Annotated in this window: 16 protein-coding genes; 9 read left to right on the forward strand and 7 right to left on the reverse strand. The window is 75.3% G+C overall.

From position 1 onward, the window contains the following. From ACFW1A_RS24305 to ACFW1A_RS24320, 4 genes are all read left to right on the forward strand, one after another. Positions 1–542, forward strand: a 542-nt coding sequence (locus tag ACFW1A_RS24305; protein ID WP_380411550.1) for an oligopeptide/dipeptide ABC transporter ATP-binding protein, incomplete at its 5' end; no start/stop codon positions are given. After that, complete coding sequence (locus ACFW1A_RS24310) at positions 535–1,368, forward strand: ABC transporter ATP-binding protein (RefSeq protein WP_380411552.1); 834 nt, start codon at positions 535–537, stop codon at positions 1,366–1,368. The genes ACFW1A_RS24305 and ACFW1A_RS24310, both read left to right, overlap by 8 nt. Positions 1,369–1,562: 194 nt before the next feature. Continuing rightward, a complete protein-coding gene (locus tag ACFW1A_RS24315) occupies positions 1,563–2,756 on the forward strand; it encodes an agmatine deiminase family protein (protein ID WP_380411554.1) in 1,194 nt (397 codons plus the stop codon). Then, positions 2,753–3,628, forward strand: a complete 876-nt coding sequence (locus tag ACFW1A_RS24320; RefSeq protein ID WP_380411557.1) for a DUF4436 family protein — start codon at positions 2,753–2,755, stop codon at positions 3,626–3,628. The genes ACFW1A_RS24315 and ACFW1A_RS24320 overlap by 4 nt, the downstream gene beginning before the upstream one ends. A gap of 7 nt (positions 3,629–3,635) precedes the next feature. On the opposite strand, the gene ACFW1A_RS24325 is transcribed toward ACFW1A_RS24320, so the two are convergent. Beyond that, positions 3,636–4,265 (reverse strand): TetR/AcrR family transcriptional regulator, encoded by a 630-nt coding sequence (locus ACFW1A_RS24325; protein WP_380411559.1) that lies wholly within the window; start codon positions 4,263–4,265, stop codon positions 3,636–3,638. 171 nt (positions 4,266–4,436) lie between these two features. Here ACFW1A_RS24325 and ACFW1A_RS24330 point away from each other — a divergent pair, with 171 nt between their 5' ends. Next, positions 4,437–5,609, forward strand: coding sequence for an agmatine/peptidylarginine deiminase (locus ACFW1A_RS24330; protein WP_380411561.1), 1,173 nt, complete (start codon positions 4,437–4,439; stop codon positions 5,607–5,609). 167 nt (positions 5,610–5,776) lie between these two features. Here ACFW1A_RS24330 and ACFW1A_RS24335 read toward each other — a convergent pair whose 3' ends face one another. From ACFW1A_RS24335 to ACFW1A_RS24345, 3 genes are all read right to left on the reverse strand, one after another. After that, on the reverse strand, positions 5,777–5,929 hold the full coding sequence (locus ACFW1A_RS24335; RefSeq protein WP_380411564.1) for a hypothetical protein: 153 nt from the start codon (positions 5,927–5,929) through the stop codon (positions 5,777–5,779). Between the two features lie 1,103 nt (positions 5,930–7,032). After that, entirely contained in the window at positions 7,033–8,397 is a 1,365-nt protein-coding gene (locus ACFW1A_RS24340) for an ATP-binding protein (protein WP_380411566.1), read from the reverse strand. Beyond that, positions 8,394–9,080 carry a response regulator transcription factor gene (locus ACFW1A_RS24345; protein WP_380411568.1) on the reverse strand — a complete coding sequence of 229 codons (687 nt, stop codon included), beginning with the start codon at positions 9,078–9,080 and terminating at the stop codon, positions 8,394–8,396. The genes ACFW1A_RS24340 and ACFW1A_RS24345 overlap by 4 nt, the downstream gene beginning before the upstream one ends. Before the next feature lie 145 nt (positions 9,081–9,225). On the opposite strand from ACFW1A_RS24345, the gene ACFW1A_RS24350 reads away from it, so the two are divergent. Both ACFW1A_RS24350 and ACFW1A_RS24355 read left to right on the forward strand, forming a co-directional pair. Then, positions 9,226–11,448, forward strand: coding sequence for an MMPL family transporter (locus ACFW1A_RS24350; protein WP_380411571.1), 2,223 nt, complete (start codon positions 9,226–9,228; stop codon positions 11,446–11,448). Continuing rightward, on the forward strand, positions 11,445–12,140 hold the full coding sequence (locus tag ACFW1A_RS24355) for an LmeA family phospholipid-binding protein (protein WP_380411574.1): 696 nt from the start codon (positions 11,445–11,447) through the stop codon (positions 12,138–12,140). The genes ACFW1A_RS24350 and ACFW1A_RS24355 overlap by 4 nt, the downstream gene beginning before the upstream one ends. Before the next feature lie 7 nt (positions 12,141–12,147). Here ACFW1A_RS24355 and ACFW1A_RS24360 read toward each other — a convergent pair whose 3' ends face one another. Together ACFW1A_RS24360 and ACFW1A_RS24365 are read right to left on the reverse strand one after the other, a co-directional pair. Then, the gene (locus tag ACFW1A_RS24360; protein WP_380411576.1) at positions 12,148–13,566 is read right to left on the reverse strand and encodes an MFS transporter; all 1,419 of its coding nucleotides are present in this window, start codon (positions 13,564–13,566) and stop codon (positions 12,148–12,150) included. Positions 13,567–13,600: 34 nt separating this feature from the next. Next, positions 13,601–15,430, reverse strand: a complete 1,830-nt coding sequence (locus tag ACFW1A_RS24365; RefSeq protein ID WP_380411579.1) for a glycoside hydrolase family 15 protein — start codon at positions 15,428–15,430, stop codon at positions 13,601–13,603. 203 nt (positions 15,431–15,633) lie between these two features. Between ACFW1A_RS24365 and ACFW1A_RS24370 the strand changes: the two genes are divergently transcribed. Further along, positions 15,634–15,834 carry a hypothetical protein gene (locus tag ACFW1A_RS24370; protein ID WP_380411581.1) on the forward strand — a complete coding sequence of 67 codons (201 nt, stop codon included), beginning with the start codon at positions 15,634–15,636 and terminating at the stop codon, positions 15,832–15,834. 26 nt (positions 15,835–15,860) lie between these two features. Here ACFW1A_RS24370 and ACFW1A_RS24375 read toward each other — a convergent pair whose 3' ends face one another. Continuing rightward, on the reverse strand, positions 15,861–18,551 hold the full coding sequence (locus tag ACFW1A_RS24375; RefSeq protein WP_380411584.1) for a LuxR C-terminal-related transcriptional regulator: 2,691 nt from the start codon (positions 18,549–18,551) through the stop codon (positions 15,861–15,863). Between the two features lie 256 nt (positions 18,552–18,807). Here ACFW1A_RS24375 and ACFW1A_RS24380 point away from each other — a divergent pair, with 256 nt between their 5' ends. Further along, the gene (locus ACFW1A_RS24380) at positions 18,808–19,329 is read left to right on the forward strand and encodes a hypothetical protein (RefSeq protein ID WP_380411586.1); all 522 of its coding nucleotides are present in this window, start codon (positions 18,808–18,810) and stop codon (positions 19,327–19,329) included. Positions 19,330–19,365 lie beyond the last annotated feature (36 nt).

Here is a 19,365-nt window from a genome sequence, read left to right on the forward strand (position 1 = left end):
CCGGCCAGCTGTCCGGCGGCATGCTGCAGCGGGTGATGATCGCCGCCGCCCTGATGGGCGATCCGGTGCTGCTGCTGGCGGACGAGCCGACCACCGCCCTCGACGTCACCAGTCAGGCCGAAGTGGTCGCGCTGATCGGTGAGTTGAAGGAGCGGTTCGGCACCGCGCTGCTCTTCGTCACGCACGACCTGGGCCTGGCCGCGGCGATCAGCGACCGGGTGCACGTGATGTACGCCGGCCGGATCGTCGAGACCGGTCCGGCCGAGGTGCTGTTCGCCCGCCCGCGCCATCCGTACACCGCCGCACTGCTCGCCGCCACGCCGCGGCTGGAAGCCCCGGGCGGTCGCCTCGCCGCAATTGACGGACAACCACCGGACATCCGGCAGGAGTTGACGGGCTGTGCGTTCGCCGCCCGGTGCCGGCTGGCCTCCGACGTCTGCCACGAGCAGGCGCCCGTCCCGCAGCCGGCGCCCGATCGGGCCGACCACACCGCCGCCTGCCACCACAGCGACCGGCTCGAAGGGAGCACCGCCGATGGCTGAGACCGAGGCCCGCATTGACAGCGGGACCGTGCTGGAGGCCACGGGCCTGTGCCGCAGCTACGGCACCGTCAAGGCGGTGGACGAGGTGTCGTTCGCCCTCGCCGCGGGCGGCTCGCTGGGCATCGTCGGCGAGTCCGGCTCCGGCAAGACGACCACCGCCCGGATCGTGGTCGGGCTGGAACGGGCCGACCGGGGGCAGGTGCTGGTCCACGGCCGGGCCCGGCCCGACCGGGCGCGCGGCCGGGCCCAGCGGCTGGCCCGGGCCCGGGAGATCCAACTGGTCTTCCAGGACCCCTACCTCTCGCTCGACCCGCGGACCAGCGTCGAGGGGGTGCTGCGGGAGACCCTGCGGCTGCACTTCCCCGACACCGACCACGCCGCCCGGATCGCCGAACTGCTCGACCAGGTCGGCCTCGGCACCCGCGCGGCCGGCGCGCTGCCGCGGCAGCTGTCCGGCGGCCAGCGCCAGCGCGTCGCCATCGCCCGCGCGCTGGCGGTCCAGCCGGCCGTCATGGTGCTGGACGAGGCGGTCGCCGCGCTCGACGTCTCGGTGCAGGCGCAGGTGCTCAACCTGCTCGCCGACATCCGGGAGCAGACCGGCATCGGCTACCTGTTCATCACCCACGACCTGGGGGTGGTCCGGTGCGTCACCGACCAGGTCATCGTGATGCGCCGGGGCCGGGTGGTCGAGGCCGGTCGCACCGCCGAGGTGCTGGCCGACCCGCAGCACCCCTACACCCGGCTGCTGCTGGAGTCGGTGCCGCGGCCCAGCTGGGACCCGGCGCGGATCGCCGCCGCCCGCCGCGCGCTGGCGGGGGCCGACTGAGCGGGGCAGCTGCGCACCGCCGCACGGGCGCCGACCGGGCCGGGCGGGCGGCCGGTGACCGGGCCGGGAGGGCGCGCCGACCAACGGGTTGAATCGGCCGGCCCGCAGCGTTGCGCCGCCCGGCATCCCGACGGTCCGTCAGTATCGTGCGGACGGCGTCGTCCCGACGCAGCCGCCGACCGAACGAGGCCGTCTTGGGGTACGTTCCACCGTCCCGCCGCACCGTGCTGCGCTCCGGCGCCGCGCTGGCCGCGCTCACCCTGGCCGGCGGCTGCGGCTCCGGCGGGGACGAGGCGCCCGGTCCGACCGCCGCGCCGACGGCGGGCACCCCCACCGCGCCGGGCCAGGCGTCCGGCCCGGCGAGCCCGGGCGCGGCCCGGACGGCGATGCCGGCCGAGGCGCTGCCGCACACCCGCACCTTCATGGCCTGGCCGGCCCTGGAGGAGGTGTGGGGCGACCAACTGCCCGGCGTCCGCGCGGACATCGCCGGGCTGGCGCAGGCGGTCGCGGCCTTCGAGCCGGTCGTGCTGGCGGCCCGGCCGGACCAGGCCGACCAGGCCCGCCGGCAGTGCGGCTCCTCGGTCGAGGTGGTCGAGCTGATGGTCGACGACCTGTGGGCCCGCGACAGCGGCCCCACCTTCGTCACCGGCCCGCAGGGCCTGCAGGGCGTCGACCTCAACTTCAACGGCTGGGGCAACAAGCAGACGCACGCCAACGACAGCGCGCTGGCCCGCAACCTGCTCGACCACTACGGCATCGCGCGGATCCAGGCGCCGGTCACCGGCGAGGGCGGCGGCCTGGAGGTGGACGGCGAGGGCACCCTGCTGGCCACCGAGAGCTCCTGGGTCAACGACAACCGCAACCCGGGCAAGTCCCGCGACCAGATCGAGGCGAGCCTCAAGGAACTGCTCGGCCTGACCAAAGTGCTCTGGATCAAGGGCGTGGCCGGTCAGGACATCACCGACTGCCACATCGACGCGCTGGCCCGGTTCGCCGGCGGCGGCACCGTGGTGCTGCACCGCCCGGCCCCCGACACCCCGCCGGACGTCTGGACCACGGCCTCCGACCAGGCGCTGCAGGTGCTCCGGGCCGCGACCGACGCGAAGGGCCGCAGCCTCACGGTGGTCGAGCTCCAGGAGCCCGACTTCGACCTGATCCAGGGCGCGGGCAAGAACTTCCTCGCCAGCTACCTCAACTACTACGTCTGCAACGGCGGCGTCGTGGTGCCCCGGTTCGGCGACCAGGCCGCCGACGACCACGCGGCCGGCGTGATCGGGGACCTGCACCCGGGCCGGAAGGTGACCCGGGTGACGATCAACCACCTGGCCGGCGGCGGTGGCGGCATCCACTGCGCCACCCAGCAGCAGCCCGTCGCCCCGGCCTCATGAGCGTCCTCGCCCGGCTGCGCGGCAACCGGTTCGCGCTGCTCACCGTGCTGCTCGCGGTCCTGGTCGCGGCGGGCATCGCGCTCTACCTGGACGAGCGCGACACCCGCCAGCAGAACCGCGAGCTCGCCGTCCCGTCCGCCGCCGACTGGGTGGAGCTCGACATCACCGCCCAGGACGTCCAGCCCGCCAACGGCCAGCTGACCCTCTACGTGGTGGCGGTGCCGCACGGCAGCCTCGCCCAGGGCCCCGACTCGCTCGCCTTCGCCCGCCCGCTCGACATCAGGGCCGAGTCGACCGGCAAGGTCGACCTGAGGACCACCCCGGGGGAGGCGGCGCCGCCGCAGCTCGTCCAGGCCGGCCTGTACGGCGGAACCGAGACGGACTACCCCTTCGACCGCTACCGGACGGCCGTCGCCTTCTCCGCCACGGACGGCGGCACGGCGGTGCCGGTCGGACTGGTCTTCTCCGACGCCGACCCGTTCTTCTTCGTCCGCCCCACCGGCACCGTGCTGCCCTCCGGAGCCACCCTGCTGGACGCGAAGGCGACCCGGGCCCGCAGCACCTTCATCCTGGCCTGGTTCATGATCGCGGCGATGTGGGCGCTGGCCCTGGCCGTGATGGCCGGCGCCGAGGTGCTGTACCGCGGCGGCCAGGGGCTGGTCTGGCCCTCGCTCGGCTGGATGGCGGCCACCCTGTTCGCGCTGGTCGGGATGCGCAACGCCGCGCCGGGCTCGCCCCCGATCGGCTCGCTGATCGACTACGTCGCGTTCTTCTGGGCGGAGGCGATCGTCGCCGCCAGCCTGACGGTCACCGTGGTCGCGGGCTTCCGGGTGGACCGCCGCAAGCACGCCGCGGCGCAGGCCGCGTCCTGACGGAGGGTCAGTCGCGCGCCAACGCGTCCATCAGGGTGCGCAGCACCGCGGCCGCCCCGACCCCGGGGTCGAGCGACTGGATCGCGGCCAGCCCGTCCACGGCCGCCGCGAAGGACTCGCCCAGCGCCACCGGATCGACGCTGCCGCCGCGCTCCTGCGCGAGCACCGCGAACAGCCGCACGAAGCAGGCGCGCCAGTCCCGGTACTCCCGCGCCAGGCCGGCCCGGACCCGCTCGTCGTTCAGCGCCAGCCAGTGCAGCGCGGAGTGCAGGTGCGCGAGGTCCGGGTTCTCCGGCCGGGTCAGCAGGTCGAGCACCCGCTCGGCCCGGGCGGCGAAGCTGCCGGGGCCGTCGACGGCGGCCTCCAGCGGGGCGATCCACTCCGGCCGGATGTCCTCGATCACCGCCACGATCAGGTCGGTGCGGTCCTGGAAGTGGTAGTGGCACATTCCGTGCGACACCCCGCAGAGTGCGGCCACGTTGCGGGTGGTGAAGCGCCCGGCGGTGTCGCCGGCCAGCAGGGTGCGGGCGGCGGCGATCAGCCGGGCCCGGGTCTGCTCGCCCTTGGCCGAGGTGCGCGACCGGGCGGCGGGCGCGGCGGCGGTCGAGGGGGTCTGGTCCTGTGCGCGGGTCGCCATGGGCGCAACTGTAGCCAGCGGCGGGCGGTGCCGGTCGGGGCACCGGCGGATCCGGTCCGTGCGCACCGACCGTACCGATTCCTGTCCAAGCAATTGACCGAGCGCTTGGTCAGTTATAGCGTTCCGGTCAATCTCGTTCCCCCCGCAACGAGTTGACAGGAGATCACGCCCATGAGCGCGCACTCTTCCGACCGTCCGACGCTGGACCGGCGCCGATTCCTCGCCGCGGCCGGCCTGGCCGCCGCGGGCGCCGCCGCCACCGCGGCGGTCGGCACCCAGGCGTTCGCCGCCGCGCGGCCGTCCTCCGGCCGGCCCGGCCCCGCCACCGCCGGCACCTTCACCGTCCCGGTCGACAGCGCCCCGCACACCCGCACGCTGATGGCCTGGCCCGACAGCACCGCCATCTACGGCCGCAAGCTGGCCGGGATGCAGGCCAACATCGCCCTGATCGCCAACACCATCGCGGGCTACGAGCCCGTCCTGATGCTGGCCAACTCCGCGAGCGTCGCCGCCGCCCGGCGCGCCTGTACCAACCCCAACGTCACCGTCATCGGCTCCATCCCGGTCGACGACTGCTGGATGCGCGACACCGGCCCCGTGCTGCGCACCGACGGCGCCGGCGGCCTGGACGCCGTCGGCCTCAACTTCAACGGCTGGGGCGGTCGCCAGACGCACGCCAACGACGCCCTGGTCGCCCAGCGGCTGGCCGCCTACCTCGGCGTCAACTTCACCGCCGCCGGCCTGGTCGGCGAGGGCGGCGCGATCGAGACCGACGGCGCCGGCACCCTGATGGCCACCCGGAGCAGCATCATCAACAGCAACCGCAACCCCGGCAAGACCCAGGCGCAGCTCGAACAGGCCATGTGCGCGGCCTACGGCGCGAGCAAGGTCATCTGGTTCCCCGGCATCGCCGGCCAGGACATCACCGACGACCACGTGGACGCCACCTCGCGGTTCCTCGCCCCCGGCGCGGGCCTGGTGCAGACCCCCAACCCGGCCGACCCGTCGGACATCTGGTCCAACGACGAGCAGCAGCAGTACCAGATCCTGTCCACCGCGACCGACGCCCAGGGCGCCGGCATCGGCGTCACCGCACTGCAGTCGCCGGACTACAACCTGATCCGCGCGACCAGCGTGAACTTCGTCGACTCCTACGCCAACTACTACGTCTGCAACGGCGCCGTGATCTCCGCCCAGTTCGGCGACACCACCGCCGACGCCAACGCCAAGCGGGTCCTGCGCGCCCTCTTCCCGGGCCGCACCGTGGTCCAGCTCAACATCGACAACCTCGGCAACCAGGGCGGCGGCATCCACTGCGTCACCCAGCCGCAACCGCAGGCGTGACCCTCTGCGAGGGCGGGGCCCCGGCCCGGCGCGGCGGGATGCTCCACCCTGTTGACGCCTAGCAAGTCCTGGGAGATCGCCGGAGATCCGTGACCGGCCGCGCTCCGCAGCAGGGGGTGCCCGTCCCGGTGGGGGCCGGGCACCCCCTGCGAATGCGTGCCGCCGCGCTACTCCGGCCGGGTCGGCTCCAGGACGAAGCCGCGCAGAGCCGGCCCCTGCCCCGGGCCGAGTGCGAGCGGACGGACCTCGGCGGGCTCCTGCTGCTGCTGAAAGTGCCTCAGCAGAGCGGCGTACCGCGGATCGATCCAGGCCTGGTCCACTCGGTGATTCCGTGCCGTGGGCGAGGAACCGCGGACCCTGTCGGATCGGCCTCGTTCTGCGCGGTGCCATGGCCCTTGGGGTGTCGAGTCATGGGTGTCCGGTCTCGGGTGTCCGCCGGCCTGTCCGGTTGTGACCGGACAGTCTGTCCGGTGTCGAATGCGCAGGTCACGGCCCGACTGGGGGTGCGGATCGCGGCCCGACATAGTACCTGGAAGTGTGTTCTCACCAGGTCCTTGTCCCGGCCGCGCACCGGGGCGTCCGTCAGGGAACCAGCTGCGGGAAGTGCTCCATCGGTCCGCCGGCTGGAGCATTGCCGGCCGACGATGACGGGTCCGCCCGCCTCGGGCCGTCAGATGACCCGCAGCCGGGGCGGCTTGTCGTGGTGGAGGCCGTGACTTCCTCAGCCGGACCGTGCCGGGTCGGCGTGTCCGGGCTCGCTGCCGTTCGGTCGGGGCGGTCGGCGTTCCCAGCCACGGCACGCCCTGTGGACGTAGGCGGGGCTCCGGTGGGTGAGGAGGGGGCGCGGGCGCTGGCTGCGCCCGGTGCCGCGGCCGTGGCGGGTGTGGGAGCGGGCCTCGTCGGTGCCGGCGGGTGGGCCGGCGGTGCGTGGGCGGCGGGTCCGCTGCTCGATGGGCGGCGTCGTGGCGGGCGTGGGTGGCGTCGGCCACGAGGTGTGCGCGCCGACGGACCGGGCGCCGGTCACGGCGGAGACGGAGCAGACGGCGGCGATCCGGGGCCGGATGCCCAGGGTGACCTCGGCCGGGCCGTGGCGGTGGGCGGTGCAGTGGCCAGGGGACGGGACCCCTCGGGCGACAGGTGTGCACCCCTGATCGGACAGGTGTGCACACCTGGAACTGACGAGTCGTCGGCATCCGTCCAGCAGTCGGGCCTTGCCTCCCGCCGGCTTGAAGCCCTCGTCCGCAACCGGCTCACGCGTCCGCAGCACCGGCACGACACCCGTAGCCGTCGCGGACCATGGCCGCCACCAGGACCGCGGTGCTCGCGTCCAGCGGCTCGAACGCGAGCGAGGGCAGGGCCGGCACCGCGTCGGAGGTTCCCCCGTCCTTGATCCCGGCCTCGACCAGGCACGGCCGGTGCCACGTCAGGCCGGTCGGGGCGGCAGGGTGACGGTGAAGCAGGCGCCGCCCTCGGGGCCGTGGCCCGCGGCGGTGATGGTGCCGCCCAGGCGGGCCGTCAGGCGGTGGGCGATGGCCAGGCCCAGGCCGCTGCCGACCGGGCGGGTGGCGCGGTAGCGCTGCTGCAGGGCGCCGCTGTCGAAGGCGACCTTGACGTCGTCCTCGGTCAGGCCCGGGCCGCTGTCGCGGACCTGGAGCTCGGCCGAGCCGTCGGCGGCCGGGCGGGCCGCCAGCACCACGGCGCCGCCGCCCGGGGTGGCCCGCAGGGCGTTCTGCACCAGGCCGTCGACCAGCTGGCGGACCCGGAAGGGGTCGGTGTCCAGCAGCAGCGGCAGCTCCGGCCGTTCCAGGCGCAGCTCGACGTCGTCGTGCGCGCAGCGGCCGGTCCAGAACCGTGCCGCCTCGCCGAGCAGGGCGGCCAGGTCGGTCGCGGCGGTGTCCAGGTGGAAGTCGTCGGCCTCCAGCCGGGCCAGGGCCAGCAGGTCGGCCAGGAAGCGGTCCAGCCGGCGGGTCTCGTCCGCCAGGGTCCGGCCGACCTCCGGCAGCCGGTCGGCCTCGATCAGGCCGTCGGCCAGCGCCTCGGCGTAGCCCTGCACGGCGGTCAGCGGGGTCCGCAGCTCGTGCGAGACCGAGAGCAGGAACTCGCGCTGCCGGTTCTCGCTGCGGCCCAGGGCCTGGTCGAGGGTGTTGAGCGCGCGGCCGATCTCGGCCGCCTCGCGCGGCCCGTCGGTCGGCGCCCGCAGCCCGCGCTCGCCCTCGGCCAGCCGGTGCGCGACCGCGGCGGCGGAGCCCAGCGGGCGGGCGATGCGGCGGGCCAGCAGCGCGCCGGCCGCGGCGGCGCCGAGCATGCCGACGACCAGCGGCAGCAGGGTGTTGCGCCGGATGTCGTCGGTGTTGTGCTCGACCACGGCGTACGGCTCGGTGAGCACGATCGCGCCGCCGCGCACGTCGGGCTGACCGATCAGCAGCACGTCCTGCCCGGCCAGGATGCCGTCACCGGAGACCGGCCGCCCCGCGAGCAGCGCGGCCCTGGCGGCGGTGTCCAGGGCGGGGGTGGCCGTGCCGCTGACCGAGCCGTCGGGGGCGAGGACGGCGAGGTGCACCCCGTTCGGTCCGGCGAGGGCCTGGGCGCTGTTGAAGACGACCTCGGAGAGGCCGGGCAGGTGGGCCAGCGCGGTGGCCTGCCGGGTGAGCGCCTCCCGTTCGCGCTGCTCCGCCGCGTGCTCGGCGGTCTGCCAGGCGATCAGCCCGGTCAGCAGGACCGCCAGTGCGGCCACCGTGGTGGTCAGCAGCACCAGTTTGCGGGTGAGCGACGCCCGGATCCGGCTCACCGCCCGGCGCCCGGTGCGCTGTAGCCGACCCCGCGGACGGTGCGGATCGGGCAGGCGTCGCCGAGTTTGGCGCGCAGTTGCGAGACGAAGACGTCGACCATCCGGGTGTCGCGGTAGCTCGGGTAGCCCCACACCCCGGCGAGCAGCTGCTCGCGGGTCAGCACCTGGCCGCCGTGCTTCAGCAGGTGGGTGAGGAGGTTGAACTCGGTGGTGGTCAGCTCGACCGGCTCGCCGTCGAGGTGGACGGTGCGGGCGGCCGGGTCGACGGTGAGCCGGCCGTGCCGGCCGGCCCGCTCGCCCGGGGGACCGGCGGCGCGGCGCAGCACGGTCTTGACCCGGGCGACGAGTTCGCGGGGCGAGAAGGGCTTGGTCAGGTAGTCGTCGGCGCCGAGCTCCAGGCCCAGGATGCGGTCGGCCTCCTCGCCGCGGGCGGTCACCAGCAGGACCGGGGTCCAGTCGTCGGCGTCGCGCAGCGCCCGGCAGAAGGAGATGCCGTCCAGCCCGGGCAGGCCGATGTCCAGCACGATCGCCACCGGCCGCATCCGCCGGGCCGCGGCGAGACCGGCGGCCCCGTCACCCTCCACGTGCACGCCGAAGCCCTCGCGGACCAGGTAGAGCCGCTGCACCTCGGCGATGTGCCGTTCGTCCTCGACCACCAGGACGAGGCCCCGGGACTCGGTCATCGACGCCTCCATACCTGTGCTCAGCTGCGGGAACGCGTCGATGCTAGTCGAGCCGAGGGCCGCCGCCCCGCCCCTGCACGCGGTCCGTACATTCCCCGAACAGTGCCCCAACACGGGCCTTACGAGGGTGCGGCACGGTGGAGCCATGACTGACGAACCGTCCGGCCGGCCCGGCCTGTTGCACCGCACGGGCGCCTGGTGCGCCCGGCACGCCTGGCGCGTGACCGCGCTGTGGATCCTGCTGCTGGCGGCCACCGGGCTGGCCGGCGCCCGCTGGGGCGGCTCCTTCACGGACAGCTTCGCGCTGCCCGGAACCGCCGCCCAGACCGGCGCCGACCTGTTGAAGGCGCACGGCGGCACCGCCGGGTCCGGGACCGCCGGCACGATCGTGGTGGACGCGGGTGCCGGGCCGGTCAGCGCCCACCGGACGGCGGTGGAGAGCGCCGTGCAGCAGCTGCGGCAGCTGCCGAAGGTGCTCGCGGTGAGCGACCCGCTGGCCACCCCGGGCGCGGTGTCGGCCGGCGGCGGCACCGCCGTCATCACCGTGCGCTTCGACGGCAACCCGGCCGGCTTCGGGCGCTCCTACCTGGACCGGGTCGACGGCGCCGTGGCGCCGCTGCGCGCCGACCACCTGACCGTCGAGTACGCCGACCCGCTCGGGCTGCTGGCCGCGCCGAAGTCGGCCGACCGGACCTCGGAGGCGATCGGGCTGGGCGTCGCCGTGCTGGTGCTGCTGGTGGGCTTCGGCAGTGTGGCGGCCGCCGGACTCCCGCTGCTGACCGCGGTGCTGGGCCTGGCGGTCGGGCTGGCCGGACTCGACCTGCTGGCCGCGCACGTGGACTTCGGCCGGGCGGCGCCCACGCTGGCCGCGATGATGGGCCTCGGCGTCGGCATCGACTACGCCCTCTTCCTCGCCACCCGCTACCGGGCCCTGCTGGCCGACGGCCCGGACCCGGCCGAGGCGGCCGGGCGCACCGTCGCCACCACCGGCCGCGCCGTCCTGGTCGCCGCCGCCACCGTGGCGATGGCCCTGACCGGCCTCTACACCTCGGGCATCGGCTTCATCGGGGCGCTCGGCGGCGCGGCCGCGCTGACCGTGCTGGTCGCGGCCGCGGCCTCGCTGACCCTCACCCCCGCACTGCTCGGGCTGCTCGGCCACCGGATCGACCGGCTGAGCGTGCGCCCGCCGGTGGCCGAGCCGGTGGGGGAGCGGGACGTGTGGCACCGCTGGGCCGCCACGGTGGGCCGCCGCCCCTGGCTGTTCCTGACGGCGGGTCTGCTGCTGCTCGGCGCCTGCGCCGCCCCGGTGGCCGGGCTGCGGCTCGGCCACGTCGACGCCGGGGTGCAGCCGACCACCAGCACCGACCGGCGGGCCTACGACCTGATCGGCGCGGGCTTCGGCCGCGGGGCCAACGGCCCGCTCACCGTGGTCGTCCAACTGGACAGCCGCCAGGTCGCCGATCCGGACCAGCGCCGGCAGCTGGGCAGCGCGCTGCAGGCCCGGCTGGCCGCGGTGCCCGGCGTGGTCGCGGTCACGACGCCGGTCGCCAGTCCCGACCAGGTGCTGCTGACCGCCTCGGTCACCCCCGCCGCCGGCCCGCAGGACCGGGCCACCTCGGACCTGGTGCACACGCTGCAGCGCAGCACCCTGCCGCAGGCGCTGGCCGGCACCGGCGCCACCGGCTACGTGGCCGGCCCGACCGCCGCCGGGCAGGCGTTCACCGACCGCCTGGCCGACCGGCTGCCGCTGATCGTCGCGGTGGTGGTGGCTGCCGCCTTCCTGCTGCTGCTGACCGTCTTCCGCAGCCTGCTGGTCGCGCTGAAGGCCGCGGTGCTGAACCTGTTCTCGATCGCCGCCTCGTGCGGGGTGGTGGTCGCCGTCTTCCAGTGGGGCTGGGGCAGCGCGCTGCTCGGGGTGGGCGAGCGGGTGCCGGTCGAGTCCTACGTGCCGATGATGATGTTCGCCATCGTCTTCGGGCTCTCCATGGACTACGAGGTCTTCCTGCTGTCCCGGATCCGGGAGAGCTGGCTGTCCGGCCGGGACAACCGGAGTGCGGTGGCCGCGGGCCTGGGGGCCACCGCCCGGGTGATCAGCTGCGCGGCGGCCATCATGACCAGCGTCTTCCTCGCCTTCATGCTCTCCACCAGCGTGGTCGTCAAGATGCTCGCGCTCGGCCTGGGCGTCAGCGTGGTGCTGGACGCGACGGTGGTCCGGCTGCTGCTGGTGCCCGCGACCATGTACCTGTTCGGGCGCGGGAACTGGTGGCTCCCGGGGTGGCTGGACCGGCTGCTGCCGCACCTCGATCCCGAGGGACCGGCACCGGCCGTCGCCGAACCCGTCCCCGCGGCCCCGGTGGCCGGGCGATGAGGGCGCCGCTGCGCGGCCGTCGCCGCGCCGTCGTCGCCGTGCTGCTGCTCGGGTCCCTGGTCGCCGCGGCGGGCGGTGGCGAGCTGACCGTGCGCCGGCTGACCCGGGACCGGATCGACCGGGCCGCCCCGGCCCTGGGCGGCGGCCTGGCGGTCGACGAGCCCGGCTCCGCGCTGTGGCACGCGGTCGACGGCCGGATCCCCCGGCTCGACATCACCGCCCGCAACGCGCAGGTCGGAGCGGTCGGCGGGCTCGGCGTCCGGGTCCGGCTGCGCGACCTGCGCCCGGGGCACGGGCGCACCGCGGTCGGGTCGAGCAGCGCCGAGGTCGCGGTGCCCACCGGGTCGATCGCCGCGGCGGTCCGGGCCCGGATCCCGTCGCTGCCGGTCGCGGGCGTGACCGACGACCCCGCCGCGGGCACGGTCACGGTGGTGCTCGGTGCGGGCGGGCTCGGCCGGATCGTGCTCCGACCGCAGCTGACCGGAGGCCGGGTCGGCCTCGGCGTCACCGGCGCGAGCCTGCTCGGGCGCCCGCTGCCGAGCGACCGGGTCGGGCAGTTGGCCGCCGCGCTCGACGCGGCGACGGCCGGCCGCCCCTACCCGCTCGCCATGACCGCCACCGCCCTGCGCGTCACCGACGACGGCCTGCGGGTCACCCTGACCGGCGGGGCCACCACGGTGAGCACGCCGTGACCCGCCGTCAGTCCCGGGCCGGGGCCGTGGCCGGCGCCGCGGTCCGCACCGCGGCCGGCCGGTCCCGCGGCAGGAACAGCGCCGCGCCCAGGCCGATCACCCCGCACAGCGCCAGCGCGCCCATCGCCGCCGCGTACCCGTTGCGGGTCAGGGTCGAGACCATGATGGTGCCGGCGATCGCGGTGCCCAGCGAGGAGCCGAGGTTGGAGATGCTCCGGGACAGGCCGGAGATCTCGCCCTGCAGCTCGTCCGGGAAGGCGGACTGCACGATGTTGACCGACGGGGTGAGCATCAGGCCGATCCCGAGCCCGATCAGCAGCAGCCCGGGCACGAACGCCCAGACGTCGTCGGTCGCCCGCACCAGCAGGAGCAGCACCACGATGCCCACCACCGTGAGGCCGAAGCCCGTGGCGATCAGGGTGCGTTGGGACCGGCGCACGGCCAGCCGCTCGGCGGCGAGCGAGGTGGTGAGCAGGCCGACGGTGGCGGCGGTGAAGACGCCGCCGGTGGCGATGGCGCTGTAGCCGCGCACCACCTGCAGGTAGGCGCCGACGGTGAACGAGACGCCCATCAGCACCAGCCACTGGGCGTTCTGGGTGACCATGCCCAGGTTGGCGGTGCGCTGGTGGAACAGGCTGGTGCGCAGCAGCGGTTCGCGCCCGGCGCGCTCCAGCCGGCGGGCCCAGGCGAAGAAGCCGGCCAGCACCGCCGCACCGGCCAGCAGCAGGCCGAGCATCAGCCAGGCGTTGTTGTCCGCGGCCAGGATGCCGGTGACCAGCAGGACCAGACCGGCCGCCGACAGCACGGCGCCGACGGTGTCGAACGGCCGGGTCGGGTCGGGCGGCAGCGGGTCCTCGAGGGTGCGGGCCAGCAGCAGGATCAGGAGCACGACCACGGTCTGGAAGCCGAAGTTGGCGCGCCAGCCGATGGCCGTGGTGAGCAGCCCGCCGATCAGCGGGCCGGCCGCGGCACCGATGCCGCCCAGCGCCATGATCGTGCCGAACGCGCGGGCCCGGGCGGCGGTGCCGGTGAACAGCAGGGTGGTGAGGATGTAGACGGGCGGGATCAGCAGTGCGGTGCCGACGCCCTCCAGGATGGAGTTGCCCAGGATCAGCACGCCGAGCCCGGGCGCGGCCGCGCTCAGCAGGGCGCCGACGCCGTAGACGGCCAGGCCGGCCACCAGGCACCGCTTGCGGCCCCAGCGGTCGGTCAGCTTGCCGCCCGGGATCATCAGCGCGGCCATCACCAACAGGAAGACGGTGATGGCGACTTGGACGCCCTGGACGCTGGTGTCGAGGTCGTTGCTGATGTCGTTGATCATCACGTTCATGCTGGAGCCGGCGAAGCTGCAGATGAACTGCGCGAGGGCCAGCGGCAGCAGGACGCGCCGTGCGGCCGTGCTGGACCGGTCGGGTGCGGTGGTCATTCCCGGCTCCTTCCGCGGTGCTGCGTCCCGGCGGTCAGGCCGCGCCCCGCCGGTCGAGCTCCTGGTCGAGCGCGACGGCCGCGTCGATCAGTGCGAGGTGGGTGAACGCCTGCGGGAAGTTGCCCAGTTGCTCGCCCGACGGCCCGATCTCCTCGCCGAACAGGCCGACGTGGTTGGCGTAGGTGAGCATCTTGTCGAACGCGTACCGGGCCTGGTCGACCCGGCCGGCCCGGGCCAACGCCTCGACGTAGAGGAAGGTGCACAGGTTGAAGGTGCCCTCGGTGCCGCTCAACCCGTCGGGCGAGGCGGCCGGGTCGTAGCGGTAGACCAGGCTGTCCTGGACCAGCTCCTGGTCCATCGCGTCCAGCGTGGAGAGCCAGTCCGGGTCGGTGGGCGAGAGGAAGCCGACCTTGGGCATCAGCAGCAGCGAGGCGTCCAGCACGTCGGTGCCGTAACTCTGCGCGAAGGCCTGGCGCTTGTCGCTCCAGCCGCGCTGCAGGATCTGGCGCAGGATGTCGTCGCGCTCCGAGGTCCAGCGGTCCAGGTCGGCGGGGCGGGCGTGCTTGCGGGCGAGCCGGACGGCGCGGTCGAAGGCCACCCAGCACATCAGGCGGCTGTAGGTGAAGTCCTGGCGGCCGCCGCGGGTCTCCCAGATGCCCTCGTCCGGCCGGTCCCAGTGCTCGGCCAGCCAGTCCACCAGCGCGCGGAACGAGTTCCAGCCGCGCAGCGCCCCCATGTCGCTGTCGACGGCGCCGAACGCGTAGGCGGCCTCGCCGTAGATGTCGAGCTGGAGCTGGTCGGCGGCGGCGTTCCCGGCCCGCACCGGGGACGAACCGCGGTAGCCCTCCCAGCCGGTGAGCGACTCCTCGGTCAAGTGCGGGTCGCCGTCGATCCGGTACATGATCTGGAGCCGTTCCCCCTCGGAGCTCGCGGCCTCCACCCGGTCCCGCACCCAGCGGCGGAAGGCCAGCGCCTCGTCCTGGAAACCGAGGCCGAGCAGGGTGTGGACGGAGAGCGAGGCGTCGCGGATCCAGGTGTAGCGGTAGTCCCAGTTCCGCTCGCCGCCGATCTGCTCCGGCAGCCCCATCGTCGGGGCCGCGATCAGTGCGCCGGTCGGGTGGTAGCTGAGCAGCTTGAGCGTGATCGCCGAACGGTCGACGATCTGGCTCCACCGGCCCTGGTAGTTGGAGGTCTTGGTCCAGTCGTACCAGAACTGCCGGCAGGCGTCGAAGGCCGCCAGGGTGTCCGCGTCGCCGGGCGGCGCCGGCCGGTCCGCGCCCGGTCGCTGGGTGGTGAGCAGCACGGTGGCCATCTCGCCCGCGTCCAGGGTGAACCCGGCGGTCACGTCCGAGCCGTCGGGGTGCAGCACCACCGGTGCGGTGGTCTGCACGCACAGCTCCTGGTCCGGGCCCTGCAGCACCGCGAACCGCTCGTCCGGCAGGGTGAGGCGGTGGGAGGCGCGGCCGTAGTCGAACCGCGGCCGGCACTCCAGCACGAACGGCACCCGGCCGCGCACCACCCGGGCGGTGCGGATGATCCGGTGCCGGTCGCTGGGGGTCGGCGAGGTGTCCGGGAGCATGAAGTCGACCACCTCGGCCACGCCCTGCGGGGCCTGGAACCGGGTGACCACGATGGCCGTGCCGGCCAGGTAGAGCTGGCGCACCTGGGCGTCCGGCACCGCGTCCCGGTCGACCGCCAGTCGGCACCGGCCGCCCTTGGTGTGGTCCAGCAGTGAGGCGAAGAGGCTGGGGGAGTCGAAGCGCGGGGTGCACCACCAGTCGATGTCACCGCTGGTGGAGACGAGCGCGGCGGTCTGCAGGTCGCCGATGATCCCGTGCTCGGCGATGGGCGGGTAAGGGTTCACGGTGGGCTCCCCTGCGGCCGGAGGAAACTGCCTTCGCCGTCACGGTACGGAGCGGTACCGGGTGGCGGATCACCCCGCGTGGGTGACCGGGCGGTGCCGGCCGGCGCACCCCCGGCTCCCCGCGAGTCACCTGGCAGGGGTGATGCGGCCGGCCCCGCCGCGGGACGAGGCTGGAGGTCCGCCGAGGCGAAGGGAGCCGGCCCATGCGCTACGAGATCCGCGTGTCCGGCGTCCTCCGGGAGGAGACGCGCAAAGAGGGGTTCCCCGAGTTGGAGAGCGTGGTGGTCTCCGGGCAGACGATGCTGTTCGGCGACGTGGTCGACGAGGCGCACCTGTACGGGTTGCTGAAGCGCTTTCAGACGCTCGGCCTGACGGTGACCGAGATGCGCAGGGTGTCCGAGTGAGCAGAGTGTCCGGGTGAGCGCGGGGCTCACCCGTCGCCGAGCAGGTGCAGGCGCTCGGCCCGGCGCACGGCCTCGCGGCGATTGCCCGTCAGCAGCTTCCGGTTGATGTTCTTCAGGTGCGTCTTGACCGTGTTCGGCGACAGGAACAGCCGGTCGGCGATCTCCTGGGTCGACAGCATCCCGGCGGCGCAGACCAGGACCTCCCGCTCGCGCTCCGTCAGCGGCTCGGCCGGCGGCGGGACTTCGGCGTCCGGCGCCGCGGCGGGCGAGGCCGGGCGCAGGTCGCCGGGGAGCCAGGGGTGGGCCCGGGCCAGCTGGGGCTGGCGGTGCAGTTGGCGGCGCACCCAGGCGGCCGACTCGCGGAACGGCCGGCGCAGGCGTTCCGGTTCGGCGGTGCCGAGGGCCTGGGCCAGCAGTCGGGTGCCGTCGGGGCCGTCCGGGTCGGGGTCGGCCTGCGCCAGCAGCAGCAGCGCCCTGGTCCGGGGCGCGGTGCCCACGGCCGGGTCGTCGCGCAGTGCGTGCAGCCGGCGCAGGGTGGCGGCCGGGTCCTGGCCGGCGCAGAGCCGGGCCTGCGCCGCCGTGACGACCGAGTCCGGGGCCCGGGTCGGTGCGTCGGCCAGGGCCGCCACCGCCTCCTGCGGCCGGCCGGCCGCCAGGTGCGCGGCGGCGGCGGTGACGGCCACCCGCTCCCGGCTCCAGTCGGAGGGGTGGCCCAGCAGCTCGGGCCGCCGGCTCTCCTCCAGCACCCGCAGCGCGGCGTCGGGGTGACCCTGGGCCAGGTGCAGCTTGGCGCGGATCAGCAGGTTGCCGAGGACCACCACCGGATCGCGGCCCGGGGCCGGGTGGCGGGTCATCCGGTTCAGTTCGGTGCGCGCGTCGGCCAGCTCCTCGTGTTCGAGCGCCGTGGCGGCCAGCACCAGGTGGCGCACGTCGGTGCGGCTGTCGGGCGCCAGGCTGGAGCGCTCGGCCGCCTCGTCGGCCTCGCGCACCCGCCGCTCGGCCCGGCCGGGCCAGCCGCGCAGGTAGTCGATGAGGGCGAGCCGGCACAGCGAGTCGTCGCGCAGCCGGGCGGTGGTGGGGGAGGGCGGTGCCTGGGCGGCGGCGCCCAGCGCGCGGCCCGCCTCGTCCAGGCGTCCCTGCCAGAGCAGGGCGGAGCCGAGGTCGGCGTCCACCAGGGTGAGCAGCTCGGGGTGGCGGTCCAGCAGCTCGGCCGGTGCCTGGCTGCCGAGCTCGTGGGCCCGGCGGGCGGCGCGGTCGGCGAGTGCGGCCGAGCCGACCGCCCGGGCCGCGCCGGTGCGGACGAAGGCGGCCGCCAGCTGCAGTGCGGTCCGGTGCGGCGGCAGCTGCGGCTCGACCTCCTCCAGGATCCGCAGCGCCGCGCCGGCGTCGTCCCGGGCCAGCCGGACCGCTGCGCGGACCAGCTCCGCGGCCGGCGTGCTCGCGTCGGTCGGCATCCGGGCGAACAGGTCGCAGAGCCGGGCGGCCTCGCGCCCGGCGACCAGCTCGCCGAGGGCCAGCTGGTCCACCAGGAGCTCGGCGGCCAGGTCCCAGGCGCCGCCCTCGGCGGCGTGGTCCAGCGCCGTGCGGTACTGGCCGTGCTCGGCCAGCCAGTGCGCGGCCCGCACCTGCAGCTCCTCGACCCGGTCCGGGTCCGAGGCGTTCAGGTGCAGCCGCAGGATGCCGGCGAACATGGGGTGCAGCCGGTACCAGCCGTCGGTCAGTGCCTCGGTGAAGGCGTTCTCCTGGTGCAGCCGGCCCAGGATCCGCCGCGCGTCGCGGCGGCCGGTGAGCGCGTCGGCGAGGTCGGGGTGGACCCGGCCCAGGATGCTGCAGCGCAGCAGCAGGTCCTGGGTGGGCTCGGGCTGGGTGCGCAGCACCTCCGCGAGCAGGAAGTCGGACACGGCGGCGTGCTCGGCGTCGATCCGCTTGAGGTAGGTGTCCGGGTCGTCGGCCCGCTGCGCGGCGAGCGCGAGCAGGCGCACCCCGGCGGTCCAGCCCGAGAGCGTGCGCTGCACGGCCTCGGCGGTGGCGGCACTGGGGAGCAGTCCGTGGCGTTCCAGCACCGCGGCGGTCTCGGCGCGGTCCAGTGCGAGGTCGGCGGCCCGGATCTCGGCGAGCTCGCCCGCCGCCCGGTAGCGGTGCAGCGGCAGCAGCGGCTCGTTGCGGCCGACCAGGACCAGCCGCAGGCGTCCCGCGGTGTGCCGGACCAGGTCGTGCAGCTGCGCCGTCAGCCCGGGGTCGTCGATGTGCTCGAACTCGTCCAGCACCAGCACCAGCGGCTCGGGCTGCCCGTTGATCCAGGAGGCCAGCCGGAGCAGCTGGGACGGGTCGACGTACCCGGCCTCGGCCGGCACGGCGAGCTCGTCCGGCGGGCCCGGCACCCCGGCGCGCAGCGCCTCGCGGACGTAGGCCCAGAAGTTGCCGGGCTGGTTGTCGGCGGCCTCCAGGGTGAGCCAGCCGACCGGGCCCGGGACCCGGCCGCAGGTGAGCCAGTCGGCCACCAGCAGGGTCTTGCCCGCGCCGGCCGGCCCGTTGACCAGGGTCACCGGCTGCCGTACGGACTGGTCCATCCGGTGGACGAGGCGGGCGCGGCGCAGGAAGGTGTCCGGCGGCCGGGGCGGGCGGACCCGGGTGGCGAGCACCGGGTCGCCGTTGGGCAACCGGGCCGGGAGCGCGGGCGCCTCCCAGGGCGCTGACGCCTTGCGGGTGACTGCCATCGGCTACCGCCTGGGGTTGCGCCTGTGCGACGACCGCGGCCGGGCGCGGCGCGGTCCACGGGTCCGCCCCGGGACCCGATGCTTCGACCGTAGTACCGGCCGGACGGGGTGGGCCATCCGAGCGGGGCGCCCGGGGCACCCCGCTCACCCGCCCGGGGTGAGCCCGCGCCGCGCGGGATCCGGCGAGGATCGTGGCAGTGGGCCGGCCCGTCGGCGCCGGCCGCAGGCAGTGACGCGCAGGCAGCGAGGAGGCGCCGTGGCAACGTCCCGCAGTCGAACCCCCGCCCCGCCGGAACCCGACCGGGAGACCGACGCGCGGCGGACGGACTACACCGGCGCGGTGTACGGCTCGATGCTCGCCGCCTCGGTGATCGCGGCCTCCGGGGTGGAGGGCGCGCACCCGCGGCTGTCGCTGGTGCTGCTGCTGCTGGTCACCGGCGTCGTGTTCTGGATCGCCCACGTCTACGCGCACGTGGCCGGGCACCGCGAGGCCGGCCGGGGGATCACCTGGTCGCAGGTGCGCCGGGTCGGCCGGCGCGAGTGGCCGCTGGTCGAGGCGGCGGCGCTGCCGGCCCTGGCGGTGCTGGTCAGCCCGTGGCTCGGGACGGGGGACAGCGCCTGGCTGGCCCTCGCGGTCGCCGTGGCGCAGCAGGTGCTCTGGGCGACGCTGGGCGCGCACCGGGCCGGTGCCCCGCCGCGCCAGGTGGCCGCCGAGGGGGCGGTGAACCTGCTGCTCGGGCTGGTCATCGTGGCGGCCAAGGTGGCTGTCGGGCACTGAGACGTCGGGACGTGACACCGGACCCGCCGCGCGGCC

Origin of the sequence: Kitasatospora sp. NPDC058965 (genome assembly GCF_042741245.1) — a bacterium.
Taxonomy (GTDB): Bacteria; Actinomycetota; Actinomycetes; order Streptomycetales; family Streptomycetaceae; genus Kitasatospora.

Excerpts from the sequence above, each read along its gene's own strand:
- ACFW1A_RS24310 (WP_380411552.1), top strand. The coding sequence starts at position 535 with ATGGCTGAGACCGAGGCCCGCATTGACAGCGGGACCGTGCTGGAGGCC.
- ACFW1A_RS24320 (WP_380411557.1), top strand. The coding sequence starts at position 2,753 with ATGAGCGTCCTCGCCCGGCTGCGCGGCAACCGGTTCGCGCTGCTCACC.
- ACFW1A_RS24325 (WP_380411559.1), bottom strand. The coding sequence starts at position 4,265 with ATGGCGACCCGCGCACAGGACCAGACCCCCTCGACCGCCGCCGCGCCC.
- ACFW1A_RS24330 (WP_380411561.1), top strand. The coding sequence starts at position 4,437 with ATGAGCGCGCACTCTTCCGACCGTCCGACGCTGGACCGGCGCCGATTC.
- ACFW1A_RS24345 (WP_380411568.1), bottom strand. The coding sequence starts at position 9,080 with ATGACCGAGTCCCGGGGCCTCGTCCTGGTGGTCGAGGACGAACGGCAC.
- ACFW1A_RS24350 (WP_380411571.1), top strand. The coding sequence starts at position 9,226 with ATGACTGACGAACCGTCCGGCCGGCCCGGCCTGTTGCACCGCACGGGC.
- ACFW1A_RS24355 (WP_380411574.1), top strand. The coding sequence starts at position 11,445 with ATGAGGGCGCCGCTGCGCGGCCGTCGCCGCGCCGTCGTCGCCGTGCTG.
- ACFW1A_RS24360 (WP_380411576.1), bottom strand. The coding sequence starts at position 13,566 with ATGACCACCGCACCCGACCGGTCCAGCACGGCCGCACGGCGCGTCCTG.
- ACFW1A_RS24370 (WP_380411581.1), top strand. The coding sequence starts at position 15,634 with ATGCGCTACGAGATCCGCGTGTCCGGCGTCCTCCGGGAGGAGACGCGC.
- ACFW1A_RS24375 (WP_380411584.1), bottom strand. The coding sequence starts at position 18,551 with ATGGCAGTCACCCGCAAGGCGTCAGCGCCCTGGGAGGCGCCCGCGCTC.